A 24006-nucleotide genomic window follows, 5' to 3' on the forward strand; every position below is an offset into this window, starting at 1 on the left:
GCCGTGAGCAAGAATGGCGCCCGTGAGCCACCCCGCGAACGGCAACGTCGCCCTCCCGTCGCCCTACGTCGAGCTGGACCGCGCAGCCTGGGCCCGGCTGCGCGAGAACCAGCCGCTCAGCCTCGACGCCGACGACCTGACCCGCCTCCAGGGACTCGGCGAGCGGATCGACCTCACCGAGGTCGAGGAGGTCTACCTGCCCCTGTCGCGGCTGCTCAACTTCTACGTGGGCGCCACTGCCGGGCTGCACCGGATCACCGGCGACTTCCTCGGCGAGAGCCCGGCCAAGACGCCGTTCGTGATCGGGGTGGCCGGCTCGGTCGCCGTGGGCAAGTCCACCACCGCCCGCCTCCTCAAGGAGCTGCTGTCCCGCTGGCCCGGCACCCCCGAGGTCGAGCTCGTCACCACCGACGGGTTCCTCTACCCCAATGCCGAGCTCGAGAGCCGCAACCTGTTGCAGCGCAAGGGTTTCCCTGAGTCCTACGATCGCCGGGCACTGCTGCGCTTCGTTGCCGAGGTGAAGTCCGGCAAGGCGGAGGTGAGCGCCCCCGTCTACTCACACCTCACCTACGACATCGTCCCCGGTGAGCGGATCGTGGTGCGCCAGCCGGACGTCCTCATCGTCGAGGGCCTCAACGTGCTCCAGGCGCCGCGTCTGCACGAGGACGGTCGCAGCGGCCTCGCCGTGAGCGACTTCTTCGACTTCTCGGTCTATGTCGACGCCCACCTCGACGACATCCGGCAGTGGTACGTCGACCGGTTCCTGCGCCTGCGCGAGACCGCCTTCGCCGACCCTGACTCCTACTTCCACCGGTATGCCGCGCTGTCCGACGAGCAGGCCCGCGAGACCGCCGCCCGGATCTGGAGGACCATCAACGAGGTCAACCTGCGCGAGAACGTGCTCCCCACCCGCAGCCGGGCCACCCTCGTGCTGGCCAAGGGCAAGGACCACAGCGTCCGCCGGATCCGTCTCCGCAAGCTCTGAGGCAGGTAGGCCGTGCGGCCGGCCACGCGGCACACCCCGCCTCGGCGCATGATGGGGGTATGAGCGAGCAGACGCCTGCCACCCGGACCGAGCACGACTCGATGGGCGACGTGGAGGTGCCGGCCGACGCCTTGTGGGGCGCGCAGACCGCCCGCGCGGTCGAGAACTTCCCGATCTCGGGCCAACCGGTGCCGACCGGGGTGGTGCACGCCCTCGCGCAGCTCAAGGCTGCCGCAGCCGAGGTGAACGCCGAGCTGGGTGTGCTCGAACGCCCGATGGCCGAGGCCGTCGCGGCTGCGGCGACGGAGGTCGCCGACGGGCAGCACGACGACCAGTTCCCGATCGACGTCTTCCAGACCGGCTCGGGCACGTCGACCAACATGAACGTCAACGAGGTCGTCGCGCGGATCGCCCACCTGGCGACCGACCAGGCCGTCCACCCGAACGACCACGTCAACGCCGGCCAGTCGAGCAACGACACCTTCCCCAGCGCGCTGCGGATCGCCGCCACCCTCGCCGTGCACCGCGACCTGGCGCCGAGCCTGCTGCACCTCGCTAAGTCGTTGCGGGCCAAGGAGACCGAGTTCGTCGACGTCGTCAAGGCCGGGCGCACGCACCTGATGGACGCGGTGCCGGTGACGCTCGGGCAGGAGTTCGGGGGCTATGCACGGCAGGTGGAGCTCGGCGCCGAACGGGTGCTCGTGGCCGCGCAGGCGACGTCCGAGCTCCCCCTGGGCGGTACCGCAGCAGGCACCGGCCTCAACGCCGCTCCGGGCTTCGCCAGGGCCGTCATCGAACGGGTCAGCGAGCGGACGGGAATGGCCTTCCGTGAGGCGGCCGACCACTTCGAGGCGCAGTCCGCCCAGGACGCCGTGGTCGAGCTCAGCGGGGCGCTCAAGGTGGTCGCCGTCAGCCTCACCAAGATCTGCAACGACCTGCGCTGGATGTCGTCCGGTCCGCGCTCCGGGCTCGGCGAGATCCACCTGCCCGACCTCCAACCCGGGTCGAGCATCATGCCCGGCAAGGTCAACCCGGTGCTGCCCGAGGCCACCCTGATGGTGTGCGCCCAGGTGATCGGCAACGACGCCGCGATCACGGTGGCCGGTGCCTCAGGGGCCTTCGAGCTCAACGTGATGCTGCCCGTCATGGCCCGCAACATCCTCGAGTCGGCCACCCTGCTGGCCGCCGCGGCCCGGGTGCTGGCCGACCGCTGCGTCGACGGCATCGAGGCCGACGTCGAGCGCTCCCGAGGGCTGGCGGAGGGGTCTCCCTCGATCGTCACGCCACTCAACCGCTACATCGGCTACGAGGCGGCCGCAGCGGTCGCCAAGCAGTCGATCAAGGAGCGCCGCTCGATCCGCGACGTCGTCATCGAGCGTGGCCACGTGGCCAACGGCGAGCTCACCGAGCAGCAGCTCGACGAGGCGCTGGACGTCCTGGCGATGACCCGCCCACCGCGCTGAGGCGCGGGTCGGCTCAGTACCAGTGCGGGGAGCGGCTCTGCCACGCACCCCAGGCGCCGCACGGGGTGCCGTAGGAGCTCTTGATGTACTTCAGGCCCCAGCGGATCTGGGTGACCGGGTTGGTGCGCCAGTCGGAGGCGATGGTGGCCATCTTGGAGCCGGGCAGCGACTGCGGGATGCCGTAGGCGCCGGACGAGGAGTTCTCGGCGGTGTAGCGCCAACCGCTCTCGCCCATCCAGAGGTTGTCGAGGCAGCTCCACTGGCTGTCGTCGAAGCCGAACTCGGGCATCAGCGCGCGGGCTGCGGCGCGGGGGTCGGCCTGCGCATTGGCCAGGATGGCCTGCTTCTTGGCGGCGAGCGCCTTGCGGGCCTTCTCGCGGGCGACCTTCTTGGCGGCCTCGCGACGCGCCTTGTCGGCCGCCTTCGCAGCGGCGATCGCGGCGACGCGGTCCTTCTCCTGCGCGGCGGCGATGCTGGCGTTGGTGTTGTTGCGGTCGGCGGCGAGGCGCGCGGTGTCCTCGATCTGGGCGTCCGCGAGCTCGTTGGCCTGGGCGATCGCCTCGGTGCTGACCGTGAACGCGGCCGCACCGGTCTGGCGCTCGTCGGCGGCCTGGTAGCCGGCGGCGGTGGTCGCGACGACCGCGAGCAGCACGCTGGAGGTCACGGCGGGGCGACGGATCGCCTTCGTGAGACCGGAGGAGGAGCGATGGGCTCGCCTGCCGCGGGTCGACACGTTGCGGTGCCGTCCCTGGTAGGGCTGACTCATACGGGGTTCCTCCAAAGAGAAGGCCACCGCATGCGTGGGTGGCCTCTGAGATCGGTGCCGGGGGGATGTATTCGCCGAAGTCGCCCTACGGACTGCGCGGCTGCACCAACAGCCCAACAGAACAGCGTCCCGGCACGTTATGAAACCGAGACCTTACCTCAGGGGCCACGACGAAATCGAATCGTCAACCACATTCTGGTGCCCCTGTGACGGATGTGACGACTGAGTCATCCTTTCGGTGGAGGGGAACCGCCGGAACCGGGCCAATCCGGCGATTCCCCGCCCCTCCTCAGACCTCGAGGCCCTCCAGCAGGTCGGTCACCAGTGCCGCGATCGGGCTGCGCTCGCTGCGGGTCAGCGTCACGTGCGCGAAGAGCGGGTGGCCCTTGAGCGCCTCGATGACCGCTGCGACGCCGTCGTGCCGGCCGACGCGCAGGTTGTCGCGCTGGGCGACGTCGTGGGTGAGCACGACCCGGGAGTTCTGGCCGATCCGCGACAGCACGGTGAGCAGCACGTTGCGCTCGAGGCTCTGGGCCTCGTCGACGATCACGAACGCGTCGTGCAGCGAGCGGCCACGGATGTGCGTCAGGGGCAGGACCTCGAGCATGCCTCGGTCCATGATCTCCTCGACCACCTCGTGTGAGACCAGCGCGCCGAGGGTGTCGAAGACCGCCTGGGCCCACGGCCCCATCTTCTCCGACTCGCTCCCCGGCAGGTAGCCCAGCTCCTGGCCGCCCACGGCATACAAGGGGCGGAAGACGACGACCTTGCGGTGCTGGCGCCGCTCCATGACCGCCTCGATGCCGGCGCACAGCGCCAGGGCGGACTTCCCGGTGCCGGCCCGCCCGCCGAGCGACACGATGCCCACGTCGGGGTCGAGCAGGATGTCGAGCGCGATCCGCTGCTCGGCGCTGCGGCCGTGCAGGCCGAACGCGTCGCGGTCGCCGCGCACGAGGCGCACCTGCTTGTCGGCGCCGACCCGCCCCAGACCGCTTCCCCGCGGCGAGAGCAGGACGACCCCGGTGTGGCAGGGCATCTCGGCGGCAGTCGCGTTCTCGATCCGGCCGTGCTCGTAGAGCGCGTCCATCTCCTCGACCGTGACGTCGAGCTCGGCCATGCCCGTCCAGCCGGTGTCGACGGTGAGCTCGGCGCGGTACTCCTCCGCGACCAGCCCGACCGCGGACGCCTTGACCCGCATCGGCAGGTCCTTGCTGACGATCGTGACGTCGAAGCCCTCGTTGGACAGGTTCTTGGCCACCGACAGGATGCGGGTGTCGTTGTCGCCCAGCCGGAAACCGGCCGGCAGCGAGGTCGGGTCGGTGTGGTTCAGCTCGACCCGCAGCGTGCCACCGTCGGTGCCGACCGAGACCGGCGCGTCGAGCCGGCCCTGGCTGATCCGCAGGTCGTCGAGCAGCCGCAGTGCCTGCCGGGCGAAGTAGCCCAGCTCGGGGTGGTGCCGTTTCGCCTCGAGCTCGGTCACCACCACGACCGGCAGCACCACTTCGTGCTCCTTGAACCGCACCATCGCCCGTGGGTCGGACAGGAGCACCGAGGTGTCGAGCACGAAGGTCCTGGTCCCGGTCGCCTGGAGCTCGGGCGCGGTCGCCTTGGGCTTGCGCTTGGCCGCGGGTGTTTCCCGCGGCGCAGCCGGAGAGGTCGAGGTACGACGGGTGCTGTCGGGGTTCGAGGCCAATGTCTCTCCTTGGCACAACGCGCGCTTCGGCGCGGTGCGCCTACTCGCGAACGAGGTGCCGGGACCAGGTCAACCCAGTGCGGGTGGGCCGGTTCCGGCCCTCCGCTCGGAGCTGGATCTGCTCCATAGGTTGGCCTCCCCGAACGCGCGACGGGTGCCCCGCGTCACTACGGACGGTACGACCGACGTCGCCCCGGGGAAGGCAGGCTCGCGGCGTGTCATCCAGAGTTAACCCGTTGGCCCGATCCGCCCCTCGGACGTTGGTATGCCGCCCGCCCGACTCGGGTGCGCCCCTAGCCGCCGAACCTGCGGTTGCGCTCGGCGTAGGCACGCAGCGCGCGGAGGAAGTCGACGTGCCGGAAGTCGGGCCAGTAGGCCTCGCAGAAGTAGAACTCGCTGTGCGCGCTCTGCCAGAGCAGGAACCCCGACAGCCGCTGCTCCCCCGAGGTGCGGATCACGAGGTCGGGGTCGGGCTGGCCCTTGGTGTAGAGGTGCTCCGCGATGTGCTCGACCTGGAGGGTCTCGGCGAGCTCCTCGATGGTGGTGCCGTTCGCGGCGTGCGAGACCAGCATCGAGCGGACGGCGTCGGTGATCTCCTGGCGCCCGCCGTAGCCGACCGCGACGTTCACGGTCATGCCCTGGACGCCTTCGGTGAGGTCGGCCGCCTCCTTGAGCCGGCGGGCCGTCTCGGCCGGCAGGAGGTCGAGCGAGCCCACCGGGTTGATCACCCAGCGCTTGGTCTGGGCGAGGTCGGTCACGGTCGTCTCGATGATCGACAGGAGCGGCACGACCTCGGCAGGGGGCCGGTTGAGGTTGTCGGTCGAGAGCAGCCACAAGGTGACGACCTCGACGCGGGCCTCCTCGCACCAGTCCAGGAAGCCGGCGATGTTGTCGGCCCCGGCCTGGTGGCCTTCCTTGGTGCCGTGACCACGGGCCTTGGCCCAGCGGCGGTTGCCGTCCAGCATCACGCCGACGTGGCGCGGGAGCGTCTCCTTGGAGAGGCGACGGCTCAGCTGCCGCTCGTACGCGGCATACAGGAGGTCGGACAGAGCCACCCCACCACGCTACCCCCGCCGGGCGGTCGCGGTCCGGCAGGATGACGACCATGTCCCCGGCGAACGGCTACGACGTCATCGGGCACTGAAGGTACGGACCCCTCTGTCAGGTTCGACGCGGCCCGAGTGTCCCGACCGGCTGAGGCGAGGCTCACAACCTACGCGCTAGTAACCTACGCGACCGTAGGTTACAGTGGGTCCATGACCACGGTACCCGCACCCCGCTCTCCGCAGGGACCCGTCGAGACTGTCGTCGCCGCAGTGAAGCCCCACCTGCGCGGCTGGCTGCACGCCGGCATGGTCCCGCTCGCGGTCGCGGCAGGCATCGTCCTGATCGCGCTCGCCCCCACGACTCCCGCCCGCCTCGCCGCCGTCGTCTTCAGCGTCTCGGCCTGGCTGCTGTTCGGCACCTCGGCCGTCTACCACCGCGGCAACTGGTCGCCGAAGGTCGCCGGGATCCTGAAGCGGATGGACCACTCCAACATCTTCCTGATCATCGCCGGCACCTACACGCCGTTCGCGCTGCTGTTGCCCAAGGACGACGCCCGCACCATGCTGCTCATCGTCTGGATCGGCGCCGTCGCGGGGGTGCTGTTCCGCGTGTTCTGGGTCGGCGCACCGCGCTGGCTCTACACGCCGGTCTACGTCGCCCTCGGCTGGGTCGCGGTCTTCTACCTCGGCCCGTTGCTCAAGTTCGGCGGACCGGCGATCGTGACGCTGATCGCGGTGGGTGGCCTGCTCTACACCGCGGGCGCGCTGGTCTACGGCATCAAGCGGCCGAACCCCTCGCCGCGCTGGTTCGGGTTCCACGAGATCTTCCACACCCTGACCGTCGCCGCGTTCGTGGTGCACTACATCGCGGCGTCGATGTCGGTCTACGGAGCCGGCTCGCCCTCCTGAGGCGTCGCCTCACCCTCCCCCGGACCCTTCGCCGCATCGTCCTGCTGCGCGTGCAGCTGTTCTGCCTCGCGGGCCCGCTCCTCGGAGCGGTAGGACATCCGGCGCATGCGGGCGTTCATGTTGCGCATCAGCAGGTAGAGCGCGATCGCGAGCACGAAGAACGCCACGAAGCCCCACAGCCCGGGCGAGACCATCGCCGAGGGAGCGCCGTTCACGCCTTCGCCTCCTTGCGTCCGTCGTAGGCGATGTCGAGGTCGCCGGCGGTGGCCAGCCGGTCACCGGCTGCGACGTCGGCGATCCCGGCGAAGAGGTCGTCCTCGACCGGCTCGACCGGCACGTACGACACCGCAGCCTCGAAGTCCTCGGTCGGCCACACCGCGACCTGCATCTCGCGCGGCACCTGGAACCACGCCCCGTCGGGGTCGATCTGGGTCGCGTGCGCGAGCAGCGCCTGGTCACGCTGGTCGAAGTAGTCGGCACAGTTCACGCGGGTGGTGATGGTCCGGGCGGTGGCCGGGTCCCAGTCCTTCAGCCAGTCGGCATACGGGCTCTCCACCCCCTGCGCGAGCAAGGCGTCGTGGAACGCCGCGTACTTCGCCCGGTTGTGCGAGTTGTAGTAGATCTTCAGCGGTTGCCAGGGCTGCCCTGCATGCGGGTATGCCGCCGCGTCACCGGCCGCCGCGAAGGCGGACATCGACACCGTGTGGGTCATGATGTGGTCGGGGTGCGGGTAGCCGCCGTTCTCGTCGTACGTCGTCATGACGTGCGGACGGAACCGGCGGATCTCGCGGACCAGTGCCTCGGTCGTCACCTCGATCGGCTCGAGTGCGAAGCATCCCTCTGGCAGTGGCGGCAGCGGGTCGCCCTCGGGCAGCCCCGAGTCGACGAACCCGAGCCAGGTGTGCTCGACCCCGAGGATCTCCTGGGCTCGCGCCATCTCCTCGCGCCGCACCTGGGCCAGGTCACGCTCGATGTGGGGGTCGCCCTTGAGCCGCGGGTTCAGCACGTCGCCGCGCTCGCCCCCGGTGCACGAGACCACCAGCACGTCGTAGCCGGTGGCGGCATACTTCGCCATCGTCGCCGCGCCCTTGCTCGACTCGTCGTCGGGGTGCGCGTGCACCGCCATGAGCCGCAACCGGTCAGCCACCTGCACAACCTCACTCGTCCATCGCCGACAATGGTGTCCGTCCGGCATGAACACCGGACCGCCAGCCATCCTCTCACCCCGCAGAAGGTCAGCCATGCCGCTCCCCCGCCCCGCCCCCGGCACCGGCCGCTGGTGGGTCATCGGCACGATCGGCTGCGCCATCGGGGTCGCGCTCGCGGTGTGGCTCGGGCTGGCCAACAGCCTGGGGCGGGTGACGTGGACCGACACCGACTACAAGGTCGTCGACGATCGCAGCGTGCAGGTGGGTTTCGACGTGCACCGCGACCCCGGCCAGGCGGTCACGTGCACCGTGGAGGCGCAGGACGCCGCCCACGGGGTCGTCGGGGTGATCCAGGTGGCCGTACCGGCCGGGACCGAGCGGTCGGTGCACCAGCAGGTGAGCGTCCGCACCGCGTCGCGAGCCGTGGGCGGCAGCGTCCGCAGCTGCGACAAGACCCCCTGACCCCCACCGCGCAGTCAGCGGGTCCGGGGGCGGACGACGCCAGAGAGGGCGAGGAGACCGACCGTCGTCGTCACGGCCAGCAGCCAGTACTGGAATGCCGCGAGGCCGGTCGTGAGCTCGGCGTTGCCGAGTCCTCCGTCGAAGAAGCCCGAGACGACGCTGACCAGGCAGGCGGCGGCGAGCAGGGCGGCCGCGACGGTGGCCCCCCGACCCGGTCGGCGGGTGGCGAACCAGACCAGCAGCAGCTGCGCGACCACCATCGGCACCGGAGCCGCGAGCAGCGCCTCCGGGCCCCAGGCCTCTCCCCAGGTGTTGACGCCGGCGCGGACCGCGAGCAGCCCACCGACGACGTCGGTGGCCAGCAGGACCAGCATGGCGAGGCGGAGCCGTCGTGCAGCCGGGGACGACGCGGACGGCACCGCGGTGGCGAGGGTGGTGGACATGCGGGTGCTCTCCTGGTGATGGTGAACGGTGTGGGTGACGGCGGTCCCGCCGTCCGGGACGAGGATGCCCGGCCCCACTTGGGAACGGCTTGGGGCGCTGTCCAGATCTGCCAGCAAATGGACCCTTTCGCGCCCGGCGAGGTAGGCTTGTTGTTTCACCGAGCGGTCTGGACCAGCCACTGCGACGTCACAACGAGCGTGGTCGAGGTCCGGGCCGTTGCGCGTACCACCCTCTCCGAGACGCGACCGCGTCCGACGGGGACCCGATCAAGGAGTAACACCGTGAGCGAGACCGCGACCCCCACCGCGAGCTACCTGACCCAGGAGGCCTTCGACCGTCTGAAGGCCGAGCTGGACCAGATGTCCGGAGAAGGCCGTACGGAGATCGCCAAGAAGATCGAGGCGGCCCGCGAGGAGGGCGACCTCAAGGAGAACGGCGGCTACCACGCGGCCAAGGAGGAGCAGGGCAAGATGGAGGCCCGCATCCGCCAGCTGACCCAGCTGCTCGAGAACGCCATCGTCGGCGCCAAGCCGGCTGATGACGGCGTCGTCGAGCCCGGCATGGTCGTCACCGTCGACATGTTCGGCGACGAGGTGAAGTTCCTGCTCGGCTCGCGAGAGATCGCCGGCGACAGCGACCTCGACGTCTACAGCGAGAAGTCGCCCCTCGGCGCCGCCATCAACGGCAAGAAGATCGGCGACAAGGCCTCCTACACCGCCCCCAACGGCAAGACCATCGAGGTGTCGGTCAAGGACGCGACGCCGTACTCCGGCTGACCACCGGTCACGACGAAGGGCCGCCCCTCGGGGCGGCCCTTCGTCGTGTGCGGGGGTGCCGGTCAGCCGAACTTGAGCTGGTAGCCCTTGCCGCGCAGCGTCCGCAGGACCTCCTCGCAGTGCTGCTTGCCCCGGGTCTCGAGCTGCAGCCCGATCTCGACCTCGTCGACGGTGATCTGGGTGCCGGTGCGGATGTGCTCGACCTCGAGGACGTTGGCGTCGACGCTGGCGCAGTCGGCCAGCAGCCGGGCGAGGTTGCCGGGGCGGTCGGGGACGCGCACCCGGAACTGCAGGTAGCGCCCGGCAGCGGCCATGCCGTGGCGGATGATGCGCAGCAGCAGCAGCGGGTCGATGTTGCCGCCGGAGAGGACGGCCACGACCGGGCCGTCGAGCTGCTGGCGGCCGGCTCGGTCGAGCAGGTGTGCGACGGCTGCGGCACCGGCCGGCTCGACGACGAGCTTGGCCCGCTCGAGCACGAAGAGCAGGGCCCGCGAGAGCTCCTCCTCGCTGACGGTCTCGACTGCGTCGACGAGGTCGCGGACCAGTGCGTAGGGGACGTCCCCGGGCATCCCGACGGCGATCCCGTCGGCCATGGTCTGCATGTTCTCGTAGGCGACCGGCTTCCCGGCCGCCAGCGACAGCGGGTAGGCAGCCGCCTGCTCCGCCTGCACCCCGACGATCCGCACGTCGGGTCGGGCCGCCCGGACGGCGACCGAGATGCCGGCGAGCAGCCCCCCACCACCGGTGCTCACGACGATGGTCCTGACGTCGGGGCACTGGTCGAGGATCTCGAGCCCGGCGGTGCCCTGGCCCGCGACGATGTCGCGGTGGTCGAACGGGTGGATCAGCACCGCGCCGTGCTCGGCCTCCCACTCGCGGGCCTTGACCAGGCACTCGTCGATGGTCGTGCCGACCTGCTCGATCGTCGCGCCGTAGGCCTGGGTGGCCAGGAGCTTGGGCATGGGGGCACCGTGCGGCATGTAGACCTTGACGTCGATGCCGAGCAGCTGACCGGCGAGCGCGACGCCCTGGGCGTGGTTGCCGGCGCTCGCCGCGACGACCCCGCGCGCCTTCTCCTCGTCGGACAGCCGGGACATCCGGGTGTATGCGCCGCGGATCTTGAACGACCCGGCCCGCTGGAGGTTCTCGCACTTGAGGAAGACCTCGGCGCCGACCCGGTCGGAGAGCGCTCGGCTGTACTCGAGCGGGGTGGGTCGGACGACTCCGCTGAGCAGGTCCTGCGCAGCGCGGACGTCGGCCAGGGTGACAGACAGCGACGGTGATGCCATGGCCGGAAGGCTAGTCCCTCCGGGAGGGTGCGCCGGACTAGCCCTGGGTGCGCTTGGCGAACGCCCGGATCGCCAGTGGAGCCATCACCAGGGTGAGGCCGATGGTCCAGATCAAGGTGGTGATGATCGGGTGGTGCAGCGGCAGCTGGGCGTCGGCGGGGACGGGCAGGTCGTTGCCCCACAGCTGCCGGACGGCCTGCACCAGGGACGAGATCGGGTTCCACTCCGCGATGACCCGCAGGAAGTGCGGCATGTTGTCGGTGGGCGCGAAGGTGTTGGCGAGGAAGGTGATCGGGAACATCGTCGTGAACATCAGCCCGTTCACCGCCTCGACCGAGCGCATCGCCGAGCCCACCAGGATGCCGATCCAGATCATCGCGAAGCCCCAGAGGAGCAGCAGCGCGTAGGCGAGCACCGCCTCGGCGAAGCTCCCGCGGATCCGCCACCCCACGAAGAGCCCGGTCAGCGACATCACGAGGATGCCGATGCTGGAGTGCAGCAGGCTGGAGATGCTCCGCCCGACGAGCACGGCCGAGGGGTTGATCGGCAGCGACCGCATCCGGTCGACGATGCCCTTGTCGATGTCGGCGGTCAGGCCGACCGCGACGATGAACGAGGCGAACGCGATGGTCTGCCCCATGATCCCGCCCATCAGCCACTCGCGGTAGCCGGCCGGCGAGCCCTGGACCGAGATCGAGCCACCGAACACGTAGGCGAACAGCAGCACGAACATCACCGGCTGGATGGTGACGTCCATCAGCATCTCGGGCATCCGCTTGATGTGGATCAGGTTGCGACGGGTGATCGCCAGCGACTGGCGCAACAGGCCGGTCTGCCGGATCTCGGGCCGGGCGATCCCGCTGGCCGACGGCCGCGTCGTGGTGTCGGCGGTCATGACGCCTGCTCCTCGGTCTCGGTGGCAACGTCCTCGGCGCGGTGACCGGTCAGGTGGAGGAACACGTCGTCGAGACTGGGTCGCTTCAGGCCCAGGTCGTCGAGCTCGATCTCGCTGTCCTCGAAGACCGCGGCGATCCGGGTCATGTCGCGCAGCCCCTCGGCGGGCGCGGTCAGCTGGCGGGCGGCCTCGTCGACGTGCACCTCGGAGACTCGCTGGCGGAGCATGTCGGCTGCCGTCTGCAGGTCCTCGGCGCGTGACACGGTCAGCACCAGGCTGGCCTTGCCGCTGCGGTCCTTGAGCTCGAGCGGGGTGCCCTCGGCGATGATCTGCCCGCGGTCGATCACGACGATGCGGTCCGCGAGCTGGTCGGCCTCCTCGAGGTACTGCGTCGTGAGCAGCAGCGTCGTGCCGTCCTTGACGAGCCCACGCAGGACCTCCCACAGCTCAACACGGCTGCGGGGGTCGAGGCCCGTGGTGGGCTCGTCGAGGAAGAGCACGGGCGGGGTGGCGATCAGGCTGACCGCGAGGTCGAGCCGGCGCCGCATGCCGCCGGAGTAGGTCTTCACCGTGCGGTCACCCGCCTCGGCGAGCGAGAACCGCTCGAGCAGGTCGGCCCCGGCCGCCTTGACGTAGCTCGCGGACAACCCGTAGAGCGACCCGATCAGGCGGAGGTTCTCGCGACCGGTGAGCAGCTCGTCGACGGTCGCGGCCTGCCCGGTCAGGCCCATCGCCCGGCGCACTGCGTCGGGCTCACGCAGCACGTCGTGCCCGGCCACCCGGGCCGTGCCGCTGGTGGGCTTGGCCAGGGTGGTCATCATCCGGACCGTCGTCGTCTTGCCGGCGCCGTTGGGACCCAGCAGTCCAAGCACCGACCCCTCCGGCACGGAGAAGCTCACGTCGTCGACGGCGGTCTGGTCGCCGAACTTCTTGACCAGGTGCTCGGCCTCGATCGCCAGGGAGCTCATGGCTCGACCCTAGGCGGCGTGTGGTTGGTCGGACCATCCATTTTCAGCTCCTCCGATCACGTCATGTCGCGTTTGACTGAGACCCCGGGGCCCGACCAATGAGGCAGAGCGGGTGGCCGACCGGGTCGAGATAGACCTTGAAGGTGCCGCGCTCCGAGGGTTGGTGCTGGTGCACCGTCGCCCCGGCTGCCAGCACCGCCGGCTCGGCGGCCGCGATGTCACCGGCCCACAGGTCGAGGTGGAACTGCTGGGGGTGCTCGCCACCGGGCCACGTGGGTGGCTCGAAGTCGTCGATGCCCTGGAACGCGAGCGAGGTGCGCCCGCCAGGGTTGTCAGGGGTCACACCGCCGCCAGGTGGCACGAGCGTCGCCCACCCCTTCTTCGCGTCGGGCTCGAGCTCCCACCCGAGCACCTCGCCGTAGAACCGGGCGAGCTCCACGGCATCGGGGCAGTCGATGACCACGAGGTCGAGCAGGGGCTTGGGCGCAGCGTTGTCAGCCATCCCTGAACGCTAGGGCCCACCACCGACAGCCGCAGCGCCGGCAGCGCCAGCCACCACTGTGCGGGCGAGGGACCGGGCCATCTCGGGGTGCGCATCGCGCAGCAACCCCACCGCGAACAGCAGGTAGGCCGTGTCCGTCACCAGCGCCGCGTCCCGCGGCACCTTCCACCCGCCCGCATGATCAGTGGCGACTGCGCGCAGCACCGACTCGCGACCGGCATCGGACGCGTGCCGCAGGACGCCGCCCGAACCGACCACGACCCGCACGTCGGCCAGCGGCCTGGCCCCCGCGCCGGTCGCCGGCGGCCGCGCATGGCGGCGCACGGCCACGACCGCGGCGGCGCGGGCGAGGCCGAGGTCCATCGCCCACTCGCCCTCGCCTGCCGGGAGGTGACCGGTGTCGCGGACGACCTGCGCGGCATACCGGGCCGTCCCGTCGGGCACAGGCACGTGCTCGCGCTCCGCCGCCTCGACGATGCCCTCGGCGTTCCACCGCATGCCGAGGTCGGCCTCGACGGTGCGCGCGTGCCACAGCGGCGCGACGACGTCCTTGGCCAGGCCGGAGTCCTCGCCCTGGGGGCGCAGTGCGGAGTAGACATCAGTCGTCGCGCCACCGATGTCGACGACCAGCACGTCACCGTCCAGGTGCTCGGCGAGCACGGCGACCCCGTCGAGCACGGCGTCCGGGGTGGGGGCCTGCACCATCGCCCCGAACTCCGTGCCGCGCGACAGCCCCTTGCCACCGATCACGTGCTCGAGGAACACGCGACGGATGGCGGCCCGCGCAGACTCCGGGGCGATCACCCCGATCGAGGGAAGCACGTTGTCGGCCATCGTGAAGGAGCGCCCCGTGGACGACAGCACCGCAGCGACCGACGCCTGCGCATCCTGGTTGCCAGCAACGACGACAGGGGCGCCGAGGCGAGCCTTGGCGAGGCGAGTGGCGTTGTGCAGCAACACTTCTGCGTTGCCACCGTCGGTGCCGCCGACGAGGAGCACCAGGTCGGGGCGGCTGTCGCGCAACGCCTTCACGTCAGCTCCCGAGAGCGGTCCCGAGGTGACGTGCGCGACCCGTGCGCCCGCGCTCAGGCCGACCCGGTGCCCGGCCTGCGCCGTGACGTCGCGCTCGTAGCCGACCACGGCCAGCCGCAGGCCGCCCCCGGCGCTCGAGCAGGCGAGCACCTCGTCGACGTCACCGTGGTGGGCGAGCTGGTCACGCAGCGTGCGGTAGCCGTCGAGCACGTCGGTGCCGATGGTCGTCGGCGTCGACGCCGTCGCCACCACGACCCCGTCGCCGTCGACGAGCACCGCCTTGGTGAAGGTCGACCCGAAGTCGACGCAGAGCAGCAGCACGCCTGACCCGACCCGTCCCCGCCCGTGCCCGTCCGGCTCAGCCGAGCCGGTCGAGCGCCTGTCCGAGGTCGGCGATGAGGTCGTCGACGTCCTCGATGCCGACAGACAGGCGGATCAGGTCGGCGGGCACCTCGAGCTCCGTGCCGGCGACCGAGGCGTGGGTCATGCGGGCCGGGTGCTCGATCAGCGACTCGACGCCACCGAGCGACTCCCCCAGGGTCCAGAGCTGGGTCTCGCCGCACACCTTGACCGCGACGTCCTCTCCGGCCCGCACCTGGAACGAGATCATCCCGCCGAACCGCTTCATCTGGCGCTTGGCGACCTCGTGCCCCGGGTGCGACTCGAGACCGGGGTAGTGCACCGCGCTCACGGCCGGATGGCCCTGGAGGAACTCGACGACGCGCTCGGCGTTGTCGCTGTGCTTCTCCATCCGCAGGGCCAGGGTCTTGAGCCCGCGCAGCACGAGCCACGCGTCCATCGGCCCGGCGACTGCACCCATCGAGTTCTGGTGGAACGCAACGCGATCCGCCGCATCCGCGAACCCGGGGACGGAGACCTCGCGACCCACCACGACGGCCCCACCGACGACGTCGGAGTGCCCCCCGCAGTACTTCGTCGTGGAGTGCGTGACGATGTCGGCGCCCAGCGAGAGCGGTTGCTGGAGGTAGGGCGACGCAAAGGTGTTGTCCACGACGAGGAGCGCCCCGGCCTCGTGCGCCAGCTCGGCCAGCGCCGCGATGTCGGCGATGCCGAGCAGCGGGTTGGTGGGCGTCTCGACCCACAGGATCTTGGTGCTGCCGGGGCGGATCGCGGCCCTGACCGCCTCGAGGTCGCCCATCGGCGCGATGCTGTGCTCCACGCCCCACGCGGTCAGGACCTTGTTGAACAACCGGTACGTGCCGCCATACGCGTCGTTGGGGACGACCACGTGGTCACCCGGCGCCAGCAGCGCCCGCAGCACGGTGTCCTGCCCGGCCAGCCCGGACGAGAAGGCGAAGCCGCGCGCCCCACCCTCGAGCGCCGCGAAGCACTCCTCGAGCGCGGTGCGGGTCGGGTTGGCCGAGCGGCTGTACTCGTAGCCGCCCCGGAACCCGCCGATGCCGTCCTGCTTGTAGGTCGAGACCTGGAAGATGGGGGTGATCACGGCTCCGGTGCCCGCGTCGGGCTCCTGTCCGGCGTGGATCGCACGCGTCGAGAACCCGTGGTCGGTGCTGTGCTGCTCGCTCATGGCGGCAAGGCTAGTCCCCGCTCAGGAGACCTCCCGCACCACCGGGTCGCCCACCCGGATGACCCCTCCTTCGAGGATCCGGAAGACCGTTCCGCCCCGCCCGTGGAGAGCCTTCATGGCTCCCGGGCCGATGAGGTCGTCCATGAGGCGGCAGGGCGCAGCCGGTCGCACGACCTCGAGGAGGGCTTCCCCCATCCGGACGCGGGTGCCCGGCCGGCCCGGGACAGGCCCCCCTGACAGGGTGACGTTGCGGCGGGTGGACTCCGGGTCGACCGAGCGGCCCAGGTCCGCACCGGCCTCGGCGAGCGCATGGGCCGACTGCACCGTCACGTGCCGGTGCCTGGAGCCGTGGTAGCGGTCGCCGACCAGCCCGGCGCCCGCCTCTGCCACGACGGACTCGACCGGCCGCATCGGCAGCTTGGTCGCCTTGGCGACGTGGATCGCGACGACCGACCCGAGGTCGACGTCGAGCGGGTCGTCCATCACGCCGGCACGACCTTCTGCCACTCGCGCATCATGCCGTCGTTGACGAACCCCAGCGCCCGGTTCACCTCGAGCATCGGCGCGTTGTCGTCGGCGTTCCACGTGCGCACGCTGGCCGTCTCGGGTGACTGCTCCGTCAGGGCGAGCGTGCTGGCCGCCTTCATCCGCAGCCCCAGCCGGTGGCCGCGGTGCTCGCGCATCACCAGGGTGTCCTGCTGGAACGCCACCTCCGGGTGGTCCCGGGGCACCTGCACCTGCGTGTAGCCCACGAGCTCCCCGGTGGCCTCGTGCACGGCGAAGGCGTCGATGACGCGGCGCCCCATCCGGCCGATCCGCTCGTACTCGTCGCGCACCCGCGCCTCGTCCCAGTGCTCCTCCTCGAGCCGGAGGTCGCCCATCGGGATGTCGGTGCTCATCCGTCGGCTCAGCTCCGCGCGCCCCGCCAGCCACGCGTCCGGTATGCCGTCCCAGCAGGTCCGCACGACGTAGCCGTCCGCGTCGTCAGCCTGCAGGCCGGCCTCCAGCCGGGCCCGGTCGGCGGGCAGGGACAGGCTGCTGCGCAGCACGGTCTGCGCCACGGCATACCCGTGCTTCGCCGCGAACCCCTCGCCGAACTCGTCGTCCGCGCCCACCCGCCACTGCGTCTCGGACAGCAGGACGCTGCGGCCGTGGGCTCTCGCCGCCTCCTCCAGGTGGGTGAGGAGCAGCGTGCCCAGTCCCCGACGGCGGTGGTCGGGATGCACGACGGCGACCAGCAACGCCTGCGCGAGGTTGTCGTGCTGGGGCAGCATCAGCGCCGCGGAGCCGACCACCGTACCGTCGTCGTGGACGGCTGCCCACGCGATCCGGTGGCGGGCGGTGCTGCGGCCCATCTCGCGCAGCTCGTCAGCCGAGTGCGCCGTGTGGTCCGGCCCGAACTGGTGCCGGCCGTCTGCTGCGAAGACCTCCGCCCAGTCGTCGAAGAGCTGCCGCTGCGCGCCGTCGGGGTCCTCGATCAGCGTGATGGTGACCATGCCCCCACCCTCGCGGACGAACCCACTGAACGGCCACCGGGTTTCCGCGGCCCGTCACCGCTGCGTAAGGTCCGGGCCCGGAACAGGCGTGGGGCAGGCCGCGTTGGACCAGTCGTGATATTCGGATCGCGCGCCAAGACCACCCTGCCCACCGCCGACAACGCCCTGAGCGGACGCCAGACGCGGCCGTTCCACATCGCCGACGAGCACGTCGTGCTGCACACCCCCCTCGAAGGGCCGTGGCCCGACGGCACCGAGGTGCTCTACATCGCAATGGGCTGCTTCTGGGGCGCCGAGCGCATCTTCTGGCGCCTGCCCGGGGTCGTCACGACGGCCGCCGGCTACATGGGCGGGCTCACGCCGAACCCCACGTACGAGGAGACCTGCACCGGACTGACCGGCCACGCCGAGACGGTGCTGGTGGCCTACGACCCGGAGCAGACCAGCCCCGAGCTGCTGCTCAAGGAGTTCTGGGAGAACCACGACCCCACCCAGGGCAACCGGCAGGGCAACGACATCGGCACCGCATACCGGTCCGCCATCTACTGGACCACCCCCGACCAGCAGCGGGCCGCCGAGGCGACCCGTGAGGCGTTCCAGAAGGTGTTGACCGACAACGGGTTCGGCACCATCACGACCGAGCTGCGGTCAGCCGAGGACGCCGGCACGTTCTACTACGCCGAGGACTACCACCAGCAGTACCTCTACAAGAACCCCGGCGGCTACTGCAACCACGGGCCCAACGGCATGACCTGCCCCGTCGGCATCGTCAAGCAGGACCAGCTGCCCTCGCAGGAGAGTGTGCTGCGGGTCAACGACTCCAGCGGCACCGACTCGAGCGACCTCGGCTGACCGCCGGCGGGGAGACGGTCAGCGACTCACGCGGTAGGCGGCGGCACTCGCGTCCTTGAAGGTCCACGAGTCCTTGAGCACGCCCTTGCTGTCCCGCAGGTAGGCGGTGTCACCGGTGTTGTTCCAGACGTACCAGGTCTTGTTGTAGTAGCGCTTGGTGCTCGTGGCGCTGCCCTTGCCGGTGTAGACGTAGACCGACGCCTTGGCCTTGAGGGTGAAGGTCGGGAACCTGTAGGTGTAACCGGTCTTGTCCTTGAGGGTCCACCCGGTCAGGGAGCGGTTCTGCGCCGTGGTGTTGGTGATCCGCACCCACTCGGTGTTGAGGCTGGCGTTCGAGCCGGTGTCGGAGCCCGGGGAGTCGTACTGGATGGTCGTCATCCGGATCGCCGGCACGGCAGCACCGGCGGTGGGTGCCGCGGTGAGCGCCACTGCGGCGAGGGTGACAGGGGCGAGGGCGGCGGTGAGGGCACGGGGGCGGACGAGCATGGAGGCAGGCTAGGAAGGCCCCCGAGCCGAGAAGGGCGGATCAGCGAACAGCCGCCCGAACGGACTAGTCGGACATCGCGTCCCGGCGACGACCGGCGCCCTTGAGGCCACGGATCCACCTGGGCAGGTGCCGGTGGTGGCGATCGGTGGCACTGGCGGCAGCGATCGACGCTGCCCGCGCGGCCGCCTCTCGCTCCCGGTCGGCCCGCGCGGTCTCTCGGGCGACCCACCAGCGCTGCACCAGGTCGTCGACGTCCACCAGCGGGGCCCAGATCGGGTAGCTCGCACCCACCCCCGGCCGCAGCCGGTCCAGCTTCACGCGCCGGTTGTAGTCCTCCAGCACCGCGCGCACGCTCGCCTCGCTGCGCAGGTCGAGCAGCGACTCCGGGTAGGACGCCGCCTCCTTGCGCAACCCCATCGCCGGCGACATCGCCCCCGACAGGTCGAGGTGCTCGCGCTCGGCGAACCGCTTGACCCACCAGTCGGGGTCGTCCCGCTCCGGGTCGCCCAGGTGCAGGGGCCGGCCGGAGCCGGGCAGGTTGTCGAACTCGCCGCGCTCCTGCGCCTCACGGATCGCCTTCTCGACCGGAGACTCCCACTTCTCCATGCGGCCAACCTAACCCGGCCGCGCCAGCGCCGCTGCGCTGCAGCGCAGTTCGAGGTGGGGTATGCCGCGGGGCCGGCCCCGCGGCATACCTCGCCTAGCTCGGCGGCTGGGGGTGGCTCAGGCCCGGTCGCCCGGCCCGTCCGGCGGCCTCGGTGACGTTGCGGGCGACCGTTCCGGCCACCCGCTCCACCGCCGTGCGCGGGGCGCCCGAGACGCTCGGCGGCATCACGACGACGGGGCACGGGGCGGTGTAGACGAGCCGCTGGGCGAAGCCCGGCAGGGAACCCCGGTCGAGCCGTCGCGGCGCGTCGACCACCAGCAGGTCGGCGTGCTGGGCGGCTGCGACGAGCCCCTTGCGCTTGCCCCCCTGGACGAGCTGCACCTCGGCGCCGTGCTGGCCGCCGAGCACCTCCGCGACGTCGGCCTCGAGGTCGGCGAGCGCCTGGGCGCGCGCCGACGAGACGTCCTCGGTGATCGGGGACGGAGTGACCCGCGACGTGGTCTGGGGTGGCGTCGGGCGCCAGGCCCGCACGGCCACGACCCGACCACCGCGCAGGGCGGCCAGCTCGGTGGCCCAGTGCAGAGCGGTGGGCGACTTCGAGGTGGCGCTGACGCCGACCACGATCGTGTAGGGCTGGGTGTGGTCTGTCATCGCCGGCTCCTAGGCCCTGGCCGGCTCGAGGGGCGGGTCCTCGCTGACCTTGCTGAGGGGGTCGGCGATGTCCTCCAGTCCCTTGCCCTCGGCGTCCACCCCGATCTTCACGGCCACCAGACCGCCGATCAGCATGATCGCCGAAGCGCCCACGTAGCCCCAGAAGAGCGGGTTGCGCTCCTTGCCGTCCTCGGGGATGAACGAGCCGAACAGCACCGGCCCGAGCGCGCCGAAGACCTGGGCGATGGCGAAGAAGTAGGAGATCGCCTGGCCGCGCACCTCCAGCGGGAAGATCTCGCTCACCGTGAGGTAGGCCGACGACGCACCCGCGGAGGCGAAGAAGAACGAGACGCACCAGAAGATCGTGTGGGTCGTCGCGTTCAGCGAGCCGGCCTTGAAGAGGAACGCCGACACCAGCAGCACGGCCCCCGCGATCGTGTAGGTCGCGAAGATCATCTTGCGGCGGCCGATGGTGTCGAAGAGGTGCCCGAGCAGGAGCGGCCCCGCGAGGTTGCCGATGGCGAAGGGGATGAAGTAGATCGCGGCCGCGGACTTGTCCAGGCCGTAGAAGTTCTGCAGCACCAGGGCGTAGGTGAAGAAGATCGCGTTGTAGAGGAAGCTCTGCGTGATCATCATCGTGAGGCCGAGCACCGTCCGCGACGGGTACTTCTTGACGAACACGTGCATCAGGTCCTTGAAGGGGATGCTCTCCTTGGCCTTGATCAGCATCGCCTTGCTCTCGTCGACCGGGCTGAGCTCACGGCCCTGGGCCTGGACCGAGGCCTCGATGTCGTCGACGATCTTCTCGGCCTCGTCGCCCTGGCCGTGCGTCACCATCCAGCGCGGGCTCTCCGGGATGTGGCGGCGCAGCCAGATGATGACCAGGCCCATCACCGGCCCGATGAAGAAGGCGATGCGCCAGCCGACGTTCTCCGCGACGTGGTCGGTGTCGAGCAGCCAGAAGCTCGCGAAGGCTCCCAGCAGGGCGCCCGCCCAGTACGTGCCGTTGATCGCGATGTCGACCCGACCGCGGTACTTCGCCGGGATCAGCTCGTCGATCGCGGAGTTGATGGCGGTGTACTCGCCCCCGATGCCGAGACCCGCGACGAAGCGCCAGACGTAGAGGAACCACGGAGTCCACGCCAGACCCGCGACACCCGAGCCGATCAGGTAGATGGCGAGCGTGATGATGAACAGCTTCTTGCGCCCCCAGGTGTCGGTGAGCCGGCCGAAGGTCAGGGCCCCGACGACCTGGCCGATCAGGTAGATCGTGCCGGCCAGACCGACCTCCTTGGCACTCATGCCCAGGCTGTCCTGGAAGCCGGCGTTCGAGACCAGCTGGATCTCGAGCCCGTCGAGGATCCAGGAGACCCCGAGGCCGACCACGACCATCCAGTGGAACCGCGACCACGGCAGCCGGTCCATCCTGAACGGGATCAGGCTCCGGACGGCTCCGGTGTCGGTTTCGGACGCTGCTGTCGTCACAACCACTCCTCACTGAGTCGAAGGGTGGTTGCACTCGCCACCCAACCGGCGAACCTACGCCGGGTTTGCGAAGAATGCGCGCCGAATCTGCTCTGACCTGCGCCGATACCCCCACACCCGCCTGGCCGCAGGGTCCTCGGGCCCGCTGCGTAGGGTCGGGGCATGCGGATCGTGTCCCTGCTGCCCTCGACGACCGAGATCCTGTTCGCGGTCGGCGCCGGCGACCAGGTGGTCGGGGTGACGTTCGAGTGCGACACCCCCGTCGAGGCGCGCGAGCGCCGGATCGTGTCGACCACCGCGATCCCGGAAGGCCTGTCCCCGAGGGACATCGACACCTTCGTCACCAAGGCGATGGCGGCCGGCGAGGACCTCTACCACCTCGACGCCGGAGCGCTGGCCGACCTCGACGCCGACCTCGTCGTCACCCAGGACCTCTGTGCGGTCTGCGCCGTCGACGTCTCGGTCGTGGACGACGCCCTGGCCTACCTCGGCTGCCGGGCCGAGGTGCTCACCATCGACCCGCACACCCTCGACGAGGTGCTCGCCTCCGTCGCGACGCTCGGCGAGGCGACCGGTCGCGACGCCCGTGCGGCGGAGCTCGTGGCCGACCTCCGCGCCCGCCTGCATGCCGTGGAGTCGGCCGTGCGCGACGCCCGCCGCCCGCGGGCGCTGGTGCTGGAGTGGACCGACCCGGCGTTCGCGCCCGGTCACTGGGTGCCCGAGATGGTGACGCGTGCCGGGGGCGTCAACGCGCTCGGCACGGCCGGCGAGAAGTCGGTGCGGGTGTCGTGGGAAGCGGTGCGCGAGAGCGCACCGGAAGTCATCGTGTGCGCGCCGTGCGGTTACGACCTCGAGGGCTCGGCGGCGTTGGCACGCAAGGCGATCGACGACGGCGAGCTGCCACCCCGGATACCCGTGTGGGCGGTGGACGCCAACGCGAGCTTCGCCCGCCCGGGGCCGCGGCTCGTCGACGGCGTGGAGGCGCTGGCCGGCATCCTGCACCCGGACGCGGCACAGCCGCCGCAGCCGGAGATGGCACGACGGCTGCGCTAGCTGCCCTGACGGGCCGCTAGTCGACCAGTGCGATCAGCAGGTCGGCGCGAGTCAGCACGCCGACCGGCTTGCCGTCCTCGACCACCATGATCGCGTCGTGCTTCTCGAGCTCGTGGCGGGCCGAGGTGACGGCCTCGCCGGCACCGACCAGCGGGAGCGCCGGCTCCATGTGCTTGTCGACGGAGTCGGTGAGGTGGGCACTGCCGTTGAACAGTGCCTCGAGCAGGGCCCGCTCGCTCACCGAGCCGGCCACCTCGCCGGCCATCACCGGCGGCTCGGCCTTGACGACCGGCATCTGCGAGACGGAGTACTCGTGCAGGATCTCGATGGCGTCGCGCACCGTCTCGGTCGGGTGGGTGTGCACCAGCGCGGGCAGGTCGCCGGCCTTCTTGTGCAGCACCTCGCCCACGGTGGTCTCGGTGCGGGTGTGCATGAAGCCGTAGCTGTTCATCCAGTCGTCGTTGAAGATCTTGGACATGTAGCCGCGGCCGCTGTCGGGCAGGAGGACCACGACGACGGCGTCGGCGGGGAGGTCCTTGGCCGCGCGCAGTGCCGCGACGACCGCCATGCCGCAGGAGCCGCCGACCAGCAGTCCCTCCTCCTTGGCGAGGCGGCGGGTCATCTCGAACGAGTCGGCGTCGCTCACCGCGATCACCTCGTCGACGACCGCGGGGTCGTAGGCGGTGGGCCAGAAGTCCTCGCCGACGCCCTCGACGAGGTAGGGGCGGCCGGTGCCGCCGGAGTAGACCGAGCCCTCGGGGTCGGCGCCGATGATCCGCACGCGACCGCCGTCGCGGGACTCGGAGACCTCGCGCAGGTAGCGGCCGGTGCCGGTGATGGTGCCGCCGGTGCCCACGCCCGCGACGAAGTGGGTGACCTTGCCGTCGGTGTCGTCCCAGATCTCGGGGCCGGTGCTCTCGTAGTGCGAGGCCGGTCCGTTCTGGTTGGCGTACTGGTTGGGCTTCCAGGCGCCGTCGATCTCGCGCACGAGCCGGTCGGACGTCTCGTAGTAGGAGTCCGGGTGGTCGGGGGCGACGGCGGTCGGGCAGACCACCACCTCGGCGCCATAGGCCTTGAGGACGTCACGCTTGTCCTGGCTCACCTTGTCGGGGCAGACGAACACGCACTTGTAGCCCTTGCGCTGGGCGACGAGCGCCAGCCCGACACCGGTGTTGCCCGACGTCGGCTCGACGATCGTGCCGCCCGGCTTCAGCTCGCCGGACGCCTCGGCCGCCTCGACCATCTTGAGCGCGATGCGGTCCTTCACCGACCCGCCCGGGTTGAGGTACTCGACCTTCGCGAGGACCGTCGCAGCGATCCCCTCGGTGACCGAGCTGAGCTTGACGAGGGGCGTGTTCCCGACGAGGTCGGCGATGTGCTCTGCGTACTTCACCCGGCCATCCTCTCAGATGCTGGACAGCACTCCGGACCGGCCGTCGTGTCTCAGC

At 70.8% G+C, this 24006-nt stretch carries 26 protein-coding genes; 7 read left to right on the top strand and 19 right to left on the bottom strand.

Annotated elements, in window-relative coordinates; genetic code table 11:
- Window positions 1-13: 13 nt before the first annotated feature.
- Entirely contained in the window at window positions 14-985 is a 972-nt protein-coding gene (gene coaA / locus BLQ34_RS10870; RefSeq protein WP_091785188.1) for a type I pantothenate kinase, read from the top strand.
- A gap of 59 nt (window positions 986-1044) precedes the next feature.
- Complete coding sequence (locus tag BLQ34_RS10875; protein ID WP_091785191.1) at window positions 1045-2448, top strand: class II fumarate hydratase; 1404 nt, start codon at window positions 1045-1047, stop codon at window positions 2446-2448.
- Between the two features lie 13 nt (window positions 2449-2461).
- Here BLQ34_RS10875 and BLQ34_RS10880 read toward each other — a convergent pair whose 3' ends face one another.
- From BLQ34_RS10880 to BLQ34_RS10890, 3 genes are all read right to left on the bottom strand, one after another.
- Window positions 2462-3214: an aggregation-promoting factor C-terminal-like domain-containing protein gene (locus BLQ34_RS10880; RefSeq protein WP_091785193.1), complete on the bottom strand. Its 753-nt coding sequence runs from the start codon at window positions 3212-3214 to the stop codon at window positions 2462-2464.
- 289 nt (window positions 3215-3503) lie between these two features.
- Window positions 3504-4739 carry a PhoH family protein gene (locus BLQ34_RS10885; protein WP_231961550.1) on the bottom strand — a complete coding sequence of 412 codons (1236 nt, stop codon included), beginning with the start codon at window positions 4737-4739 and terminating at the stop codon, window positions 3504-3506.
- A gap of 461 nt (window positions 4740-5200) precedes the next feature.
- Window positions 5201-5962, bottom strand: a complete 762-nt coding sequence (locus tag BLQ34_RS10890) for an isoprenyl transferase (protein WP_091785197.1) — start codon at window positions 5960-5962, stop codon at window positions 5201-5203.
- A gap of 201 nt (window positions 5963-6163) precedes the next feature.
- Between BLQ34_RS10890 and trhA the strand changes: the two genes are divergently transcribed.
- Window positions 6164-6862: a PAQR family membrane homeostasis protein TrhA gene (trhA, locus tag BLQ34_RS10895; RefSeq protein ID WP_091785200.1), complete on the top strand. Its 699-nt coding sequence runs from the start codon at window positions 6164-6166 to the stop codon at window positions 6860-6862.
- Here trhA and BLQ34_RS10900 read toward each other — a convergent pair.
- On the bottom strand, window positions 6838-7077 hold the full coding sequence (locus BLQ34_RS10900) for a hypothetical protein (protein WP_091785203.1): 240 nt from the start codon (window positions 7075-7077) through the stop codon (window positions 6838-6840). The genes trhA and BLQ34_RS10900 overlap by 25 nt on opposite strands.
- On the bottom strand, window positions 7074-8009 hold the full coding sequence (mca, locus tag BLQ34_RS10905; RefSeq protein WP_231961045.1) for a mycothiol conjugate amidase Mca: 936 nt from the start codon (window positions 8007-8009) through the stop codon (window positions 7074-7076). The genes BLQ34_RS10900 and mca overlap by 4 nt, the downstream gene beginning before the upstream one ends.
- A 94-nt stretch (window positions 8010-8103) precedes the next feature.
- On the opposite strand from mca, the gene BLQ34_RS10910 reads away from it, so the two are divergent.
- Complete coding sequence (locus BLQ34_RS10910) at window positions 8104-8472, top strand: DUF4307 domain-containing protein (RefSeq protein WP_091785206.1); 369 nt, start codon at window positions 8104-8106, stop codon at window positions 8470-8472.
- Between the two features lie 14 nt (window positions 8473-8486).
- Here BLQ34_RS10910 and BLQ34_RS10915 read toward each other — a convergent pair whose 3' ends face one another.
- Window positions 8487-8915, bottom strand: a complete 429-nt coding sequence (locus tag BLQ34_RS10915; protein ID WP_157692999.1) for a hypothetical protein — start codon at window positions 8913-8915, stop codon at window positions 8487-8489.
- Between the two features lie 282 nt (window positions 8916-9197).
- Between BLQ34_RS10915 and greA the strand changes: the two genes are divergently transcribed.
- Window positions 9198-9692 (top strand): transcription elongation factor GreA, encoded by a 495-nt coding sequence (greA, locus tag BLQ34_RS10920; protein WP_091785212.1) that lies wholly within the window; start codon window positions 9198-9200, stop codon window positions 9690-9692.
- Between the two features lie 62 nt (window positions 9693-9754).
- Here the strand turns inward: greA and ilvA are convergent, their stop codons facing one another.
- The 8 genes from ilvA to BLQ34_RS10960 all read right to left on the bottom strand — a co-directional run bounded on the left by ilvA (window position 9755) and on the right by BLQ34_RS10960 (window position 17423).
- Window positions 9755-10981, bottom strand: a complete 1227-nt coding sequence (gene ilvA / locus BLQ34_RS10925) for a threonine ammonia-lyase (protein ID WP_172829390.1) — start codon at window positions 10979-10981, stop codon at window positions 9755-9757.
- 37 nt (window positions 10982-11018) lie between these two features.
- The gene (locus BLQ34_RS10930) at window positions 11019-11876 is read right to left on the bottom strand and encodes an ABC transporter permease (RefSeq protein WP_091785214.1); all 858 of its coding nucleotides are present in this window, start codon (window positions 11874-11876) and stop codon (window positions 11019-11021) included.
- Window positions 11873-12844, bottom strand: a complete 972-nt coding sequence (locus tag BLQ34_RS10935) for an ATP-binding cassette domain-containing protein (protein WP_091785216.1) — start codon at window positions 12842-12844, stop codon at window positions 11873-11875. Before BLQ34_RS10935 ends, BLQ34_RS10930 begins: the two co-directional genes overlap by 4 nt.
- Window positions 12845-12905: 61 nt before the next feature.
- The gene (locus BLQ34_RS10940) at window positions 12906-13346 is read right to left on the bottom strand and encodes a VOC family protein (protein WP_091785218.1); all 441 of its coding nucleotides are present in this window, start codon (window positions 13344-13346) and stop codon (window positions 12906-12908) included.
- Window positions 13347-13355: 9 nt separating this feature from the next.
- Window positions 13356-14699 carry a glutamate mutase L gene (locus tag BLQ34_RS10945; protein ID WP_091785221.1) on the bottom strand — a complete coding sequence of 448 codons (1344 nt, stop codon included), beginning with the start codon at window positions 14697-14699 and terminating at the stop codon, window positions 13356-13358.
- 37 nt (window positions 14700-14736) lie between these two features.
- Window positions 14737-15927 carry a cystathionine gamma-synthase gene (locus tag BLQ34_RS10950; protein ID WP_091785223.1) on the bottom strand — a complete coding sequence of 397 codons (1191 nt, stop codon included), beginning with the start codon at window positions 15925-15927 and terminating at the stop codon, window positions 14737-14739.
- A 21-nt stretch (window positions 15928-15948) separates the two neighbouring features.
- Window positions 15949-16434, bottom strand: coding sequence for an MOSC domain-containing protein (locus BLQ34_RS10955; RefSeq protein WP_231961047.1), 486 nt, complete (start codon window positions 16432-16434; stop codon window positions 15949-15951).
- Window positions 16410-17423 carry a GNAT family N-acetyltransferase gene (locus BLQ34_RS10960; protein WP_091785229.1) on the bottom strand — a complete coding sequence of 338 codons (1014 nt, stop codon included), beginning with the start codon at window positions 17421-17423 and terminating at the stop codon, window positions 16410-16412. Before BLQ34_RS10960 ends, BLQ34_RS10955 begins: the two co-directional genes overlap by 25 nt.
- Window positions 17424-17540: 117 nt before the next feature.
- Here BLQ34_RS10960 and msrA point away from each other — a divergent pair, with 117 nt between their 5' ends.
- Window positions 17541-18275, top strand: coding sequence for a peptide-methionine (S)-S-oxide reductase MsrA (msrA, locus tag BLQ34_RS10965; RefSeq protein WP_407946406.1), 735 nt, complete (start codon window positions 17541-17543; stop codon window positions 18273-18275).
- 18 nt (window positions 18276-18293) lie between these two features.
- Here the strand turns inward: msrA and BLQ34_RS10970 are convergent, their stop codons facing one another.
- The 4 genes from BLQ34_RS10970 to BLQ34_RS10985 form a co-directional block, all read right to left on the bottom strand.
- Window positions 18294-18761, bottom strand: a complete 468-nt coding sequence (locus BLQ34_RS10970) for a lamin tail domain-containing protein (RefSeq protein ID WP_091785235.1) — start codon at window positions 18759-18761, stop codon at window positions 18294-18296.
- A 64-nt stretch (window positions 18762-18825) separates the two neighbouring features.
- Entirely contained in the window at window positions 18826-19368 is a 543-nt protein-coding gene (locus BLQ34_RS10975; protein ID WP_091785238.1) for a DnaJ family domain-containing protein, read from the bottom strand.
- Window positions 19369-19462: 94 nt separating this feature from the next.
- Window positions 19463-20020, bottom strand: coding sequence for a universal stress protein (locus tag BLQ34_RS10980; RefSeq protein WP_091785241.1), 558 nt, complete (start codon window positions 20018-20020; stop codon window positions 19463-19465).
- 9 nt (window positions 20021-20029) lie between these two features.
- Window positions 20030-21505 carry an MFS transporter gene (locus BLQ34_RS10985; RefSeq protein ID WP_331712499.1) on the bottom strand — a complete coding sequence of 492 codons (1476 nt, stop codon included), beginning with the start codon at window positions 21503-21505 and terminating at the stop codon, window positions 20030-20032.
- Window positions 21506-21667: 162 nt separating this feature from the next.
- Here BLQ34_RS10985 and BLQ34_RS10990 point away from each other — a divergent pair, with 162 nt between their 5' ends.
- Entirely contained in the window at window positions 21668-22558 is an 891-nt protein-coding gene (locus tag BLQ34_RS10990; RefSeq protein ID WP_091785242.1) for a cobalamin-binding protein, read from the top strand.
- 16 nt (window positions 22559-22574) lie between these two features.
- On the opposite strand, the gene BLQ34_RS10995 is transcribed toward BLQ34_RS10990, so the two are convergent.
- Window positions 22575-23951: a cystathionine beta-synthase gene (locus BLQ34_RS10995; protein ID WP_091785245.1), complete on the bottom strand. Its 1377-nt coding sequence runs from the start codon at window positions 23949-23951 to the stop codon at window positions 22575-22577.
- Between the last annotated feature and the right edge of the window lie 55 nt (window positions 23952-24006).

Source organism: Pedococcus dokdonensis, assembly GCF_900104525.1.
In the GTDB taxonomy this organism is placed as follows: Bacteria; Actinomycetota; Actinomycetes; order Actinomycetales; family Dermatophilaceae; genus Pedococcus; species Pedococcus dokdonensis.

Coding starts and splice junctions, on each gene's coding strand:
- coaA (WP_091785188.1), top strand. CDS start 14: ATGGCGCCCGTGAGCCACCCCGCGAACGGCAACGTCGCCCTCCCGTCG.
- BLQ34_RS10915 (WP_157692999.1), bottom strand. CDS start 8,915: ATGTCCACCACCCTCGCCACCGCGGTGCCGTCCGCGTCGTCCCCGGCT.
- BLQ34_RS10930 (WP_091785214.1), bottom strand. CDS start 11,876: ATGACCGCCGACACCACGACGCGGCCGTCGGCCAGCGGGATCGCCCGG.
- BLQ34_RS10990 (WP_091785242.1), top strand. CDS start 21,668: ATGCGGATCGTGTCCCTGCTGCCCTCGACGACCGAGATCCTGTTCGCG.
- BLQ34_RS10940 (WP_091785218.1), bottom strand. CDS start 13,346: ATGGCTGACAACGCTGCGCCCAAGCCCCTGCTCGACCTCGTGGTCATC.
- ilvA (WP_172829390.1), bottom strand. CDS start 10,981: ATGGCATCACCGTCGCTGTCTGTCACCCTGGCCGACGTCCGCGCTGCG.
- trhA (WP_091785200.1), top strand. CDS start 6,164: ATGACCACGGTACCCGCACCCCGCTCTCCGCAGGGACCCGTCGAGACT.
- BLQ34_RS10910 (WP_091785206.1), top strand. CDS start 8,104: ATGCCGCTCCCCCGCCCCGCCCCCGGCACCGGCCGCTGGTGGGTCATC.
- BLQ34_RS10935 (WP_091785216.1), bottom strand. CDS start 12,844: ATGAGCTCCCTGGCGATCGAGGCCGAGCACCTGGTCAAGAAGTTCGGC.
- BLQ34_RS10980 (WP_091785241.1), bottom strand. CDS start 20,020: ATGACAGACCACACCCAGCCCTACACGATCGTGGTCGGCGTCAGCGCC.
- BLQ34_RS10880 (WP_091785193.1), bottom strand. CDS start 3,214: ATGAGTCAGCCCTACCAGGGACGGCACCGCAACGTGTCGACCCGCGGC.
- BLQ34_RS10960 (WP_091785229.1), bottom strand. CDS start 17,423: ATGGTCACCATCACGCTGATCGAGGACCCCGACGGCGCGCAGCGGCAG.
- BLQ34_RS10970 (WP_091785235.1), bottom strand. CDS start 18,761: ATGCTCGTCCGCCCCCGTGCCCTCACCGCCGCCCTCGCCCCTGTCACC.
- BLQ34_RS10875 (WP_091785191.1), top strand. CDS start 1,045: ATGAGCGAGCAGACGCCTGCCACCCGGACCGAGCACGACTCGATGGGC.
- BLQ34_RS10950 (WP_091785223.1), bottom strand. CDS start 15,927: ATGAGCGAGCAGCACAGCACCGACCACGGGTTCTCGACGCGTGCGATC.
- BLQ34_RS10885 (WP_231961550.1), bottom strand. CDS start 4,739: ATGGTGCGGTTCAAGGAGCACGAAGTGGTGCTGCCGGTCGTGGTGGTG.
- BLQ34_RS10975 (WP_091785238.1), bottom strand. CDS start 19,368: ATGGAGAAGTGGGAGTCTCCGGTCGAGAAGGCGATCCGTGAGGCGCAG.